Raw genomic sequence first — 12,969 nt, 5'->3', positions numbered from 1 at the left:
TGATCCCACTATAAAAGCAAGCCGTCACGCCGCCACGCCGGGCGCTCCACGGGCGGCCTGTGCGAAACGAAGGCAAAGCGGACAAGCGCGTAGTGTCCCCGTCCAGCGCGCCGCTGGCAATGGATGGGATCGCCGCTGTTGCGCAACCACCTCACGCATGGGCCGTGCCAGTGCCGTCCCGGTGCGCGGCAGTGGCGAGCGCATGGTAGTGCGCAATCCGTTGTAGCGCCCACAGCGCAGCGGCCCGCCGGATCTGGGTACGATCCCCGCGAAACTGGCGCGTTTCGGTGTACTCGCATATCTGGGTGCCCGGCAGGCGGACCAGCCACGCAAAGCACTGCGTGCCGGGCGGCGTGCCGTCGGGCGCCCCATCGTCGGCCACGCCCGTGTTGGCGACGGCCACATCGGCCTGGCTGATCCGCATCACGCCTTGCGCCATGGCCAGCGATACCGCCTCGCTGGTCAGGCCGTGCCGCGCGATCAATTCGGCGTTGACGCCAAGGATCTGCTCCTTGGCATCCGGCGAATAGGCCACGATGGCGCACTTCAGCGTGCCGCCGCAACCGGGCACGTCGGCTATATGCGATGCAATGAGCCCCGCCGTGCAGGACTCCGCCGTGGCAAGCCGCAAATCGTGGCGCTGCAGGAAGTGTGCGGCGGCCTCAGCCGGGTGCATGGGCGTCCTCCGTTCGGGGTTGCGTGGGCCGTGGCGGTTCGTGGCGCGGCGGGCCGGGGTGTTCGACAAACGATATCTGCCCGTCCCGTTCGAGCACGACATCCCATTGCTTGTCACCGCGCCCGTGCCGCTGGTCGTCCCAGCCGGGGGTGTGCAGCTTCGCCCTGGCGTTGGCGTCGAGATCTTCGTCACTGAGCATGGCACGCCTGCGGGCCTGGCGATCCTCTCGCCCGTCCTTCGCCAGCACGATCGGCCGGCCGCTGACGACACGGTCAATCGCCGGCCATGTCGCGGACAGCATGCAGACCAGCCGATGCATGAAGACCAGCACGGCCGCCGCCGCCAACGTGCCCAGGATCGGGCTGGCGCCCGCCACCGCGCGCGACAGGATCGCGCCCAGTAGCAGCATGATGCAGAGGTCGAACGCGGTTTTCTGGGCGAAGGTCCGTCGGCCAGCCGCGCGCAGCAACAGCCATGTGGCCAGGAAGACCAGCGCCGCACGCGCGGACATCTGATACCACGCGAGCTCCCGGCCCACGCCGAATACGGCCTCGAATGCCGCCTCCATGAAGGACCCCGCCTCGCCCGCAGCGTTCAGCCCCGGATCGACCTGGGATCGTGCCCGAACGAATTGCGCGCCCGGATCTGGCCGTCCCGGCCGTGGATAAACAGTTCGGCCTGGTTCTGCCGGGCCATCTCGGTAGCCACTGCGATGGCATCCTCCTGCGTGGCAAACAGCTTCCGGCCCGCCGGGCTTTTGGCCTCTTCCACGGCCCAGCCATCCGGGGCCGGCACCACGTGTACGTCCTTGCCGCTCATTTCGGTCTCCATGGGTGTCTGTCACATGTCTTACTTATTCACCCAAAACGGCCGGCGCGGTAGTCGGCCGGGGTCTGACAACTGCGTCAGCCAACGTCGATGTACACAACACCGGCGTTTGCAACGCGGCGCCGCGTCCGGAACGGGTGCTTTCCGTACCGACGGACACCTCAATTTCTGACCTAGATTACTTATGCGCCCGGCGGTCCAGACCTGTCGGGCCTCCCTTGATCCATGGCGCCCGCTCTCCCGGAGGGGCGCTTCTTTTTTGCTCGCGCCGCGATTACTCCACCGTGACCGACTTGGCAAGGTTGCGTGGCTTATCGATATCGGTGCCACGCGCCAGCGCGGTGTGATACGCCAGCAACTGCATCGGAATGGTGTGGACAATGGGCGATAGCAGCCCGTAGTGCTCGGTGAGCCGGATGATTTCGAGGCCCTCGCCCGGCTGCAGCGCGCAGTCGATATCCGCGAACACGTAGAGCTTGCCGTTGCGTGCGTGTACCTCGTGCATGTTCGACTTCAGCTTTTCGAGCAGGCTGTCATTGGGCGCCACGGCCACCACGGGCATCTGGTCGCTGATCAGGGCCAGCGGCCCGTGCTTGAGTTCGCCCGCCGCGTAGCCCTCCGCGTGGATGTAGGAGATCTCCTTCATCTTCAGCGCGCCTTCCAGTGCGATCGGATAGTGCATGCCACGTCCCAGGAACAGGATGTTCTCCTTGCGGGTCAGCTGATCGGCCCAGCCGATGAAGTGCGGCTCCAGCGCCAGCACGCGGCTCAGTGCATCCGGCAGGTGCCGCAGCGCGCGCAGGTGTTCCTGCTCTTCGGCGTCGGACAGGCGGCCACGCATCTGCGCCAGCGTCAGCGCCAGCAGGAACAGCGCCACCAGTTGCGTGGTGAATGCCTTAGTGGAAGCCACGCCGATTTCCACGCCTGCCCGTGTGATGAATTGCATCGCGCAGGCCCGCACCAGGGCGCTGGTGGCCACGTTGCAGATGGCCAGCGTGCGATGCATGCCGCGCTCGCGCGCCGCCTGCACGGCGCCGAGCACATCGGCGGTCTCACCGCTTTGCGACACCGCCACCACCAGCATGTTCGGATTGCTGAATCCGTCGCGATAGCGATACTCGCTGGCAATTTCCACCCGCACCGGCAGGTTGGCCAGCCGTTCGATCCAGTAGCTGGCGGTCAGCGCCGCGTGATAGCTGCCGCCACACGCCAGCAGCAGCACGGCGTCCACCGTTTCGAGCTGCCGATACGCGCCATCGCCAAACAGCTCGGGCATGATCGACGTGATGTCCTGCAGCGTGTCGGCCACGGCGCGCGGCTGCTCGAAAATCTCCTTCTGCATGTAGTGCTGGTACAGCCCCAGATCGGCCGCCGCACTATGCGCCGCCACCGTATGCACGGCACGCTCCACACGCTGGCCGGCAACATCGACGATCCAGTGGCGATGCATCTGCACATCAGCCACGTCGCCGTCCTCCAGATAGACGATCCGGTTCGTGACCGCGGCCACCGCGATGGCATCGGACGCCAGGTAGTTCTCGCCTTCGCCGATACCCACCACCAGCGGCATGCCGTGCCGGGCGCCCACCAGCCGGTGAGGCTCGTCGCGGCACAGCACGGCAATCGCATAGCTACCGCGTAGCCGCCGGACGGCCTCGCGCACCGCGTCGAACAGGTCGCCGTTGTAGAGATGGTCCACCAGGTGCGCGATCACCTCGCTGTCGGTCTGGCTGGCGAACACGTAGCCGTGGTCTTCCAGTTCGCCGCGCAGGGCCTCGTGGTTTTCGATGATGCCGTTGTGGGACAGCGCGATACGCGGTGCGCGATCGTTCGGCGAGAAGTGCGGGTGGGCGTTGGCCGTGACCGGCTTGCCATGCGTGGCCCAGCGCGTGTGGGCAATCCCGGTATAGCCGTCGATGCCCTGTTCGACCACGTCACGCTGCAACGCCGCCACACGGTCCACGCTGCGCGACCGCACCAGCCGCCTCCCCTGCAACGCGGCCACGCCGCATGAGTCGTAGCCGCGATACTCGAGTCGCTTCAGGCCATCGACCAGTTCTCCAACGATATCGCGCTGCGCCACCGCGCCCACAATTCCACACATAGCCCCTCCGGTTTCCGGTATCCCACATCGACTTGATGCGATGGATCGGATGGTAGGCTGCACATCATGAAATTTTCTTTCGAAAATTCTCAATCTGTGACGTTTTCGATTGGCGTATGATATCGCTGAAATTTTATTTCATTATCTACGAGCATGACTTCCATCCCCCTCGATGACCTAGACCTGCGCATCCTGCAGGTCATGCAAGCCGATGCCTCGCTGACCAATGTCGAACTGGCGGCGCGCGTCTACGCATCCGCGCCTACCACCATGCGGCGCGTACGTCGCTTGCGCGAGACCGGCGTGATTGCGCGCGAGATCGCCGTGCTGGACGCCGAAAAGGTCGGCCAGGCACTGACGGCCATCATCGAAGTGACGCTTGATCGTCAGACGGCCGAAGACTACGCGGCATTCGAAAAACAGGTCTGCGCGGAGCCGGCGGTGACACAGTGCTACCGCGTCTCGCCGGGACCGGATTTCGTGGTGATGGTGGCATTGCGCGACATGGCCGCCTACGACGCCTTCGCGCGGCGCCTGTTCCGGGGCGCCAGCAACGTCCGCAACGTGCGGACGTTCTTCTCGACGCATTGCGCCCGGTTCGCGGCCAACCCGCCCGTCACCGCAGACCGCGCGGCAAACGCGCCCTGATTCACAACCGCGGCCCAGCCACCGGACGACCTGACTTCGCAACAAACTGTTTGCTGACGGCCGCCAGCGGCCGGGTGCGGTGTTGGCGCGCGACCAACGTTCGATGGCGGTTTTCAGCCTGGGCGCGGCAGCCCCGCCACATTCGGCCCCTCGCATCCACTGGTACGGGAACTGCGTAATAGCAGAGGAACGCCTCGCGGCGTTCCGTTGTGTTTCACCTGCCTTTGGAGTTTTGTCATGTCACGCAGATTCACCATTTCCCTTCTCTCCACCACTGCCCTGGCGCTCGGCCTGGCGGCAGGCGGCGCCCAGGCCTCGGGCCCGCACGACAGCACCCATGCTGGCGACAGGTACGGCTACAGCTTCCGCATGGATGCGCGCGATGTCTTCACCGACGGCGCGCGAGCCGGCCGATTTGACACGTTCAGCGAAGGCGCACGTGTCGTGGCCCCAACCACGCGCGAAATCGACAACGACCGTTCCCTGTCAGGGATGGACATCCGGGGCGTATCGGCCGAGCCCTCACGTACGATCGACGTCTACACGGACGGCGCGCTGGCCGGCCTGGACCGCAGCGGCGTATCCGCCGAGCCTTCGCGGACGATTGACGTCTACACCGACGGCGCGCTGGCCTGAGCAGCGGTAGCGGGGTATCACTGGCGGGGCGCGTCCGACGGCTCACCACCGGCGCGACGCGGCCCGCCAGACCGCCCTTCGCCGACGTGCCTCGCCCGCCGTCAAGCGCCCCGGGGCGACTTACGCTGCCTGCGCCACATTCACCCGCTGCCGTCCTGTGCCATGGCACGCGGTTTGGCCATAGACTGAAACCTGCCGTGCGCAGGAAGGCGCGGCCGTAGCACCATCCAATCCCCAGTCAGCGAGCGAAGCCATGTCGATCCCCCACCTGTCTTCCGGCCAGACCGCCAGCGTGCTACCGCTGGGCGCCAACCTCAAGAACACCCCCACTACCGCGCTATTCAAAGCCCCGCACATGGAAGTAGCCCGCCTGGTGATGCTGGCAGGCAAACAGCTGCCCCCACACGCCGTGGCCGGCCCGCTGACCATCCAGTGCATCGAGGGCGAAGTCGAAATCGCGCTGGACCACGGCTCGCAACGCCTGAAACCGGGCGACCTGATCTACCTGGCCGGCAACGTCCGGCACGACCTAAAGGCCGTGACCGATGCGTCGGTGTTGTTGACGATTGTGTTGATGGAGGGGGGCGAATAAGGCGAATCGCCGAAGCTCGTCTCCGGTTCGAAGCGTCGGGTCTCTAGCGCACGGCAAAGATCCTTTCCGGCAGCACGAACCCACGCAGTGACAGCAGTTCGAGCGGGCCCTGGCCAGCTTCGGTGCGCATCTGGAACCGGATAGGGTGGCGTACGTACTGTGGCGCATAAGCCATCCCCGCGCGCTGATTCAAGCTATTGCCGTCGGCAATAGTCGAATGCTCCGGCGATTGGGCAGACGCCTGCGTGCCAGTGTCGGACTTGCCCTGCCAGGTCAGTTCGACAATAGCGCTGTTGATGGGCTCGACGCTTGCGCGCTCCAGCATCCTGATCAGCCCCCAACGTCCAGCGAATTCGTAGTTCTTGTTCGTACCGGCATACTCCGTCTGCCATTGCAGTCGCGTACCGGGCTGCTGCAGGTCATCTGCTGGCCAGCGCAATGTATGCCATGTCTCGCGTTGATTGAAGTAGTGGACTCGCTGGCCATCTACCGTCAGCACAATGTCGGTGAGTCCCGGCGTGGGGATCGGTTTCAGTTCAAAGCGGTACTCAGGGTCTCCCTGCACCAGCAAGCGCGCTCCCACACGCTGCAACGCATTGATTCCCCTGAGAAAGGCCGGATCAAACGCCAGGTCGTGCCCAGCGGCGGGCACCCATTCGTTACCTCGCAATTCCAGCACGCCGGCAAGCTGGCCGCCGAGAAACGCCTGGATCAGCCCTGTCCGGGCCCGCAGAAAGCGCGCCAGTTCGGGCAGCGATGCGTCATTTCGTGTATCCGCAAACGGATAGCGGCCTGCGAACGATTTGTTCCAATCCGTGACGATGTGCTCCCGCCAGGCTGCATTGAGACTGCGTTGCGCTGGCTCCAGCACGGCCTGCGTGGCCTGAACGATTGGTTTAACGAACAAGGTATCGCCCATCCCGGCCCATTCCTTCCCTAAACTCGCAGCCATCAAATGGGCATAAGCCTGTGCGTCGGCCAATTCCGATCCTCGTCCCTGGAACATTCCCTGGGCCAACTGCTGAGCCTGCGCATGACCATCGCTACCTTGTGTGATTTGTTGCAACCGAAGCCGCAACGCTGTCGCGCGGTCGAGTAGCCGCTGCAGGCTGTGATCGCCACCGCCAGCAGCACTGGTCTGCTCAGCATGGCCACCGAGACGCAAGACCGGCCCGAACGCGGCTGCCAGTGGCCCAGCCGCCACAGATCCGGGCGATTCGGTTCGTCCCCTTTTCTCGCCAACAATGCCTTTGGCCTTGTCCACCAGTGCATCTGCAAACGAAGCCTTTTGCTGACCTGCACCGCCCTGGTAAGCCAGCGACTTCATCAGCGCAATCACCGGCGACTGCCGCGCATCGGCCAGCAACTTCAGTTGATCGACAGCTGCCGGCAAGGTCGGCGCGGGTATCCATTGCAACGTATTCATGAATGCCTGCCAGTGTTCGGCATAATCTGCGAAATACTGTTCGGTCAAGGCTGCCCGCATGGCATCAACGGAATCGTTGGCCTGTGCCGACCCTGCGTCGGCAAGGCTATGTGCTGGCGCTTCGGAAAGCACCCAGTCCGCAGCGACATCCCGCCGCTTGGCTGCGGCTTCGATAGCGTCCGCAACATAGCCTTCGTAAGCCTGGCGTGTGAAAACACCCGGCACCGACGTCGAAGCGCGCAACAGGCCTCGGACGTCGGCGCCCGCTGTCAGCAATGGCAGGGTGAGATCTGGGAATTTGTTGCCGACGCCCTCCACAATGCCCCGGTAGAGGGTCTCGCGCGCGTTGCGCTGGCCAATCAGCGCAAGCAGGGTGTTGCGCGAACCGGCGACAAGATCCGCGCGCTCGGGGATTTTCCACTCTTCATGGCTTTCCAGTTGCCGCGCATGGAAAGTGAACAGGCGCTCAGCAAGATCTTTCTTTTCCCCGGGCGAAAGGCGCGCGCTTGTCGACCAGTGGGCAGCCATCTGCGCGGCGAGGAAGTCTGCCTTCGTCCGGGACGGGCGCGCAAGCATCAGATAAGCCTTGAGGGTGTCGCGGCCGCTCATCGCCCAATTCAGGGTCTGCTCGTCCAGCTCATGGGTAGGCAATTGGGAGAGGTCGGCTAACGTGGCCTCCATGGCTTGCTGCACCGGGGCAACAAGCTGCGGCTGTGCCGCCAGGATGTATGGGGTCCACAACGCAGCCAGGATTTCAGCGTCGCGATTGAGGCCGAAACTCCGGAGCCAGACAGCAGGATGCAGCGCGCGGCGCTCGAAATACGCGATCCTCTGCTGGACGGCAAGAAGCGCGTGCAGACGGCCCTCCGCATGGTTGGCAGTTCGCATGTCCTCAACCGTTCTTCGGGCCTGTTTGAGACTTAGCGATGTCTGCGCGCCGGTAACCATCATGCCGATACTCCAGAAGGCGATCACCGCGATCCCGGCAAATGACATGGCTGTCAGTGGACTGAAGCCGACCCGTCGACCTGGCTGACACCGGGCGAGCGATGCCGCAAGGCGCCAGACCGGATGTTCAGCCGCCCCTGGCATTTGGCTGCTATCGGCGCAGGTGCGAGGCCACGGGACGAACAAGATGCCTGCCACGCGATGCCGTAGATCACGCATCGACAGATTGCCGACCCACTCGGCGATCTCGGCGCCCCGCACGTCCAGGCGCTTTGACAGGGCCGCCAGATAGCCCTGGCCCGCATCGCGCACCAGGTCATCCACGCCCGTCTTGGCCAGCCGATCCCGAATATCCCTCAGCAATTCCGCGGTGCGCTCGGTATTCGTAGGGTCAGTCAGTTGGCAGCCCACCAGCACCGCGTCTTTATCCGTTGCGGCATCCGACCCGCCAGCTTCCAGCACGAAGACAGGCGCAGACCAGTGCAAGGCCTCCGCGATCTGGCCCAGGCGGATTGCTGTCGATGACGCATGCCCGCCCGTTGGTACGATTTCCGTTTCCGCCTGGACGACAACCACGATGCCATCGATCGGCCTGGCCTTGCGCAGGCCACGGACGCGTCGAAGCCACTCGCCGTCGCCCCGACGCTCCCGAGTCATGTCCGATAGCAGCAATGCATGAAATGTCTCGATCCAATCCTGCTCGAGCAACCCTGGCAAAAGCCGGCCGATTGCCACGGTGTCACCGGTCACCAGCAATCGAGGCAGGCGACGGCGTACCTTGTCGCGCATTGCGCCCTCCAGGCTCTCATAACGCAGCGCGGTCTGATGCGCGTCCGAATCCCGAGGTGTTCCGAGACGCGCGGCCGGATCCCGCTGATGACGCCGGCGCCGGTTTCCGTGCTGCGCTGCCGTGCGCCAGCCGCCCATCATGGCGCCACGCAAGAACAACACTGCGGCGCCGATGCCTACGGCGACCCACACCCGCCATAGCGCCGACTCGTCCCCGGAAAAGTACAGCGACACCGCCACTATCGCTGTCATCGCCAGGACTCCAATCACGTATCCCGAACTTCCACGCATAGCCATCAACTTCTCTCCGTATCCGGCTGTCGCCCCATGGGCTGCACCACAGCCAGTTCCATCACGTCCTCGCGGCATACGATCAACTGCGGTGCAGTGGTCTGCCGCGCCTGCTCGACAGCAAGCGACACCGCAAGCCACGGCGAGGCAAAGTCCGCACCGCCTAATGCGGCGTCGATGTCATGCACGCCCGCGAACCCATCGGTCTGCGCGGCACCGAGGCCAACCTGCGCGGCGCCCGTCAGAAGCGAGACCTTCTCGACACTGTTCAGCCCCGCTTGCCACAGGTGATGCAATTGATCAGGCCCGCATCGTCCGAACATCCCGGCATGCGTGATGGCCTCGGTCACTCCACCGGCTCGCACCGCAACGGGCCGGTGCATCGTGGCAATCGGTGTGAGGCCGTGTCGCCCAGCCATCGGTGCCCAGCCAAGCAACAAGGCCACACCGGCTTCGGCGCTGTTCTGCGCCGGGGTCTCCGAAAGCGTGACGGCGACCACCAAGACGAACTTCTCGAGGTCGGCGCCGCCCGGAACATCCAGCCAGCTATCCAACGACATCATGCCCAGCCGTGACATCACAAGGCTTGCGTGGCTGGGCGGCAACCCAAGCGCGGCCCAGCTCTGCTCCCAGAAAAGGCGAGCCAGCGTTACATCCACGTGGTCGGGCAATTGCAGATAGACCTCCAGCGGCACGCCGCGCGGCATTTCGTGCAATGGCCTGTCGATCGCCGCCAGCAGCGCCCTGAACACGCGTCGGTAACGAGCGACACCCTCTTCCCCTTCATCGAGTTCAATGTGCGTATGGCGAACGGCCGCTTGCCCGACACCAGCCGTGCGCGCTGCGAGCGCCGTTTGCTTGGCCGCAATACTCGTGGCGACACCATCCGTGCCCATGGCGCAGAGGTAAGCGTTGCCAAGTACGGCCAGCGGTTCGGCACCGAATGCAATGGCTTCCTCACGATCTGCCTTGTCAACTTCCGCAATTGCCACAAGGCGATGCTTCTCGTCTTCGTAAAAATGGAGCCGACATCCAAACATTGCCGCCCACACGAGCGCGGGATACCCAAGCAGCCGCATCCAGAACCACGCCGTGCCGGTGGGCTTGCCTTCGGGCCACGTCAACAACGTCCAGGCGATGCCGGCTGCCATTACCGCCACCAGCAGTGCAACCCAGACCTTTGGATCAGGCGCCTTCAGACGGCCGACATCATCGGAGACATCTGGAAGATCAATTGGCATGTGCGTTCTCAGACGAGACTGGAAATCAGCCTGCAGCCACACATGGCGCGATAGCCGTGACGCGCTATCGGGACACCCCCGTCCGTCATCGAGGTATCGCCATCGACAATCAGATTGGGCCGCACGTCCGGATGCCGTGGGCAGGACACTTGATCGCCCTTGCGCGCAACGGCTCGCCCGTCATAACGCATCGCCACCGATCCACTGATAACCTTGCCCCCGTGGTCCGTCGAATCGCCAATGCGAACAAGATCGGTCATCGGCTTGACTCCTCGGCAGCACTTTGCGCAAGAGAAAGTCCCGTGGACGGATCGAGATTCTTTGCCTGGCTCAGACGATTGACCAGTTCCTCGGACGGCTTCTCGGGCGGCACTGCAGCGTCATGCTCCCGTACCCACTGGAATGTGCCGTCCCACGGCGGCAGCTTGGCCGGCGGCAACGGGACGATCTGGTCGATGTCGGGGACTTTGGGGTTGAGGTGTTCGTAGTTTCGTAGGAATTTTCCGATCTGCTTGTATCGAAGAGAACGCTCCGGATCCACCTCTAATGCAAGGTAGTTCAGGCGGTCTGTTTCAGGAGGCCCTTCGAATCCATGCTGCAACCAAAGCGCAGACTGCGAGTCCCCCGCCATGACACCTTGCTGGAAGGCCCCTACCGCCGAGTGGTATGCCCGCTTGGTTTGCAGGCGCACCCCAAGCCTCATCGAAGCTTTGGCGAAGCCCTGGTCTGAGGCGCACTGCCACATCTGCGTGGCAACTTCAGGGGCTTTGTCCCAAGGCGCGAGCAGCTCTCCAACATACAACTGGGCGTCAGGGCTGCCTAAATCCGCCGCTTTTCGAAAGAAGCGTAGCGCCATCTCCCTGTCCTGCTTCAACCCATAACCGATTTCCAGATAGTGACCAATATCGTAGTATCCGCCAGGTACTCCGAGTTCAATTAATTGATTGGCAAGATCGATCACCTCCTTGGACCGAAACGGTGAATATGCCTGACCGTAAGCCAGCAAATTCTGCAGATTCCGGTTTGCCTTGTAGTGGCCATGCGCTGCCGCGATACGATAGTAGACCGCCATCTGCTCATAATCTTTCGGCCCCTGCTTCTTTTGCAAGAATCGGGCGTAGTGAAATAGCGCATCAGCACCGCCGTCCAGCGGCGGCAGGACATTGGCCTCGTGTGCGCATGTGAAGGCGAGGTCCGTCCGGACGGCACTGACATCTGGCAACGGCGGATATTCGGTGGTCTGGCTCGAGCAGGCGCCCAGCAAGCCCGCGAGAAGAACCAGACTGACAACGGGTCGCAGACAGGGATTTGATATCGACATGATTCAACCCTTCTCGTCGTACGAAATCAGCTTCCACGACACGTTCCAGTACGTGACCCGCTCCCCCAGCAGGTCGTCCAGCCATGACAGCCGGCGAGGCTTGGGCATCTCGAATTCCGGCAGGACGTCACCCTTGCGGAAATGCCGAGTTGCCCCGGCAAATACAGTTGCAGCCTCCGGCACGCACCAGATACCGCTTTCCGGACAAGGCTGACCGGTTTTGGCGCGGGTCCCCAACGGCAGTTTCGGTGGCGGCGGCAGCGGCAAACCAGTGGCCGGGTCGAGATTCCTTGCCTGGCTCAGACGATTGACCAGTTCCTCGGACGGCTTCTCGGGCGGCACTGCAGCGTCATGCTCCCGTACCCACTGGAATGTGCCGTCCCACGGCGGCAGCTTGGCCGGCGGCAACGGGACGATCTGGTCGATGTCGGGGATTTTGGGGTTGAGGTGTTCGAAGTTTCGTAGGAATTTTCCGATCTGCTTGTATCGAAGGGAACGCTCCGGATCTGCTTTCAATGAAAGGTAATAGAGCCTCTCAGTCGGAGGTGGCCCTTCAAATCCGTGCTCCAATGCGAACGCAGACGACGAGTCCCCAGCCATGACGCCTTGCTGGAAGGCGCCCAACGCCGAGTTGTATGCCCCCTTGGTTTGCAGGCGCACCCCAAGCCTCCGCGAAGCTTTGGCGAAGCCCTGGTCCGAGGCGCACTGCCACATCTGCGTGGCAACTTCTGGGGCCTTGTCCCAGGGTGCAAGCAACTCTCCGACATAGAACTGGGCGTCAGGGCTGCCTAAATCCGCCGCTTTTCGAAAGAAGCGCAGCGCCATCTCCCTGTCCTGCTTCAACCCATAACCGATTTCCAGATAGTGACCGATATCGTAGTATCCGCCAGGTACTCCCTGTTCAATTAATTGATTGGCAAGATCGATCACCTCCTTGGATCGAAACGGTGAATATGCCTGGCCGTAAGCCAGCAAATTCTGTAGGTTCCGGTTTGCCTTGTAGTGGCCATGCGCTGCCGCGATACGATAGTAGACCGCCATCTGCTCATAATCTTTCGGCCCCTGCTTCTTTTGCAAGTATCGCGCGTAGCGAAATAGCTTGTCGGCGTCCGGATCGATATCGGGCAAGACTTTATTTTCATGAGCACAATCAAAGGCCAGATTGACTCTTACACTACTGACATCGGGCAATGATGACATGGCAGGTATCTCTTTCGAACACGAACCCAGCAGAAAAGCGAGGGGGATAGTAAAAATAATGACGATTCTCATGGATCAATCCAGATTGGTGCGTTTCGGTGAATCTCGGTAAAACCGCACGAGTGACGCGTGGGGCGGCTCCTCTCCCAAACTTTTTAATTCCCAGTTCTTGTCAGTAATAGACCTCCACGCCTCAAATGCCTCCTCCACATCCTCCTGCGCCCCCATCCCCTTCGTATGAATCTCCCATAACCGTCTGCGTAATGGCG

Annotated in this window: 12 protein-coding genes and 1 pseudogene; 3 read left to right on the top strand and 10 right to left on the bottom strand. The window is 62.9% G+C overall.

Features of this window, described 5'->3' with window-relative positions; translation table 11 throughout:
* Positions 1-151: 151 nt before the first annotated feature.
* The 4 genes from AC3G88_RS26910 to glmS all read right to left on the bottom strand — a co-directional run bounded on the left by AC3G88_RS26910 (position 152) and on the right by glmS (position 3,608).
* Positions 152-676 carry a CinA family protein gene (locus AC3G88_RS26910; RefSeq protein ID WP_488894285.1) on the bottom strand — a complete coding sequence of 175 codons (525 nt, stop codon included), beginning with the start codon at positions 674-676 and terminating at the stop codon, positions 152-154.
* Positions 663-1,244 carry a DUF421 domain-containing protein gene (locus AC3G88_RS26905; RefSeq protein ID WP_488894284.1) on the bottom strand — a complete coding sequence of 194 codons (582 nt, stop codon included), beginning with the start codon at positions 1,242-1,244 and terminating at the stop codon, positions 663-665. Before AC3G88_RS26905 ends, AC3G88_RS26910 begins: the two co-directional genes overlap by 14 nt.
* A 26-nt stretch (positions 1,245-1,270) precedes the next feature.
* Positions 1,271-1,495, bottom strand: a complete 225-nt coding sequence (locus AC3G88_RS26900) for a DUF2188 domain-containing protein (protein WP_487522597.1) — start codon at positions 1,493-1,495, stop codon at positions 1,271-1,273.
* A 283-nt stretch (positions 1,496-1,778) separates the two neighbouring features.
* A complete protein-coding gene (gene glmS / locus AC3G88_RS26895) occupies positions 1,779-3,608 on the bottom strand; it encodes a glutamine--fructose-6-phosphate transaminase (isomerizing) (protein ID WP_488894283.1) in 1,830 nt (609 codons plus the stop codon).
* Between the two features lie 153 nt (positions 3,609-3,761).
* Here glmS and AC3G88_RS26890 point away from each other — a divergent pair, with 153 nt between their 5' ends.
* The 3 genes from AC3G88_RS26890 to AC3G88_RS26880 all read left to right on the top strand — a co-directional run bounded on the left by AC3G88_RS26890 (position 3,762) and on the right by AC3G88_RS26880 (position 5,484).
* Positions 3,762-4,256: an Lrp/AsnC family transcriptional regulator gene (locus tag AC3G88_RS26890; protein ID WP_488894282.1), complete on the top strand. Its 495-nt coding sequence runs from the start codon at positions 3,762-3,764 to the stop codon at positions 4,254-4,256.
* Positions 4,257-4,493: 237 nt separating this feature from the next.
* The gene (locus AC3G88_RS26885) at positions 4,494-4,892 is read left to right on the top strand and encodes a hypothetical protein (RefSeq protein ID WP_488894281.1); all 399 of its coding nucleotides are present in this window, start codon (positions 4,494-4,496) and stop codon (positions 4,890-4,892) included.
* A 253-nt stretch (positions 4,893-5,145) separates the two neighbouring features.
* Positions 5,146-5,484 carry a cupin domain-containing protein gene (locus AC3G88_RS26880; RefSeq protein WP_488894280.1) on the top strand — a complete coding sequence of 113 codons (339 nt, stop codon included), beginning with the start codon at positions 5,146-5,148 and terminating at the stop codon, positions 5,482-5,484.
* 43 nt (positions 5,485-5,527) lie between these two features.
* On the opposite strand, the gene AC3G88_RS26875 is transcribed toward AC3G88_RS26880, so the two are convergent.
* The 6 genes and pseudogenes from AC3G88_RS26875 to AC3G88_RS26850 all read right to left on the bottom strand — a co-directional run.
* On the bottom strand, positions 5,528-8,899 hold the full coding sequence (locus AC3G88_RS26875) for an ImcF-related family protein (protein ID WP_488894279.1): 3,372 nt from the start codon (positions 8,897-8,899) through the stop codon (positions 5,528-5,530).
* Between the two features lie 44 nt (positions 8,900-8,943).
* On the bottom strand, positions 8,944-10,179 hold the full coding sequence (locus AC3G88_RS26870) for a hypothetical protein (RefSeq protein ID WP_488894278.1): 1,236 nt from the start codon (positions 10,177-10,179) through the stop codon (positions 8,944-8,946).
* A gap of 8 nt (positions 10,180-10,187) precedes the next feature.
* On the bottom strand, positions 10,188-10,439 hold the full coding sequence (locus AC3G88_RS26865) for a PAAR domain-containing protein (protein WP_488894277.1): 252 nt from the start codon (positions 10,437-10,439) through the stop codon (positions 10,188-10,190).
* A 17-nt stretch (positions 10,440-10,456) separates the two neighbouring features.
* Positions 10,457-11,479 (bottom strand): annotated as a pseudogene (locus tag AC3G88_RS26860) (SEL1-like repeat protein); the annotation flags it as partial.
* Positions 11,480-11,503: 24 nt separating this feature from the next.
* A complete protein-coding gene (locus AC3G88_RS26855; protein WP_488894276.1) occupies positions 11,504-12,772 on the bottom strand; it encodes an SEL1-like repeat protein in 1,269 nt (422 codons plus the stop codon).
* Between the two features lie 3 nt (positions 12,773-12,775).
* Positions 12,776-12,969 (bottom strand): hypothetical protein (locus tag AC3G88_RS26850; RefSeq protein WP_488894275.1); only part of this gene is annotated, 194 nt, incomplete at its 5' end.

This window comes from Cupriavidus sp. 86D6 (genome assembly GCF_057815095.1).
This window is presented reverse-complemented; position numbering and strand designations above follow the sequence as displayed.

Coding starts and splice junctions, on each gene's coding strand:
- AC3G88_RS26900 (WP_487522597.1), bottom strand. CDS start 1,495: ATGAGCGGCAAGGACGTACACGTGGTGCCGGCCCCGGATGGCTGGGCC.
- AC3G88_RS26875 (WP_488894279.1), bottom strand. CDS start 8,899: ATGACAGCGATAGTGGCGGTGTCGCTGTACTTTTCCGGGGACGAGTCG.
- AC3G88_RS26855 (WP_488894276.1), bottom strand. CDS start 12,772: ATGAGAATCGTCATTATTTTTACTATCCCCCTCGCTTTTCTGCTGGGT.
- AC3G88_RS26905 (WP_488894284.1), bottom strand. CDS start 1,244: ATGGAGGCGGCATTCGAGGCCGTATTCGGCGTGGGCCGGGAGCTCGCG.
- AC3G88_RS26885 (WP_488894281.1), top strand. CDS start 4,494: ATGTCACGCAGATTCACCATTTCCCTTCTCTCCACCACTGCCCTGGCG.
- AC3G88_RS26910 (WP_488894285.1), bottom strand. CDS start 676: ATGCACCCGGCTGAGGCCGCCGCACACTTCCTGCAGCGCCACGATTTG.
- AC3G88_RS26880 (WP_488894280.1), top strand. CDS start 5,146: ATGTCGATCCCCCACCTGTCTTCCGGCCAGACCGCCAGCGTGCTACCG.
- AC3G88_RS26865 (WP_488894277.1), bottom strand. CDS start 10,439: ATGACCGATCTTGTTCGCATTGGCGATTCGACGGACCACGGGGGCAAG.
- AC3G88_RS26890 (WP_488894282.1), top strand. CDS start 3,762: ATGACTTCCATCCCCCTCGATGACCTAGACCTGCGCATCCTGCAGGTC.
- AC3G88_RS26870 (WP_488894278.1), bottom strand. CDS start 10,179: ATGCCAATTGATCTTCCAGATGTCTCCGATGATGTCGGCCGTCTGAAG.
- glmS (WP_488894283.1), bottom strand. CDS start 3,608: ATGTGTGGAATTGTGGGCGCGGTGGCGCAGCGCGATATCGTTGGAGAA.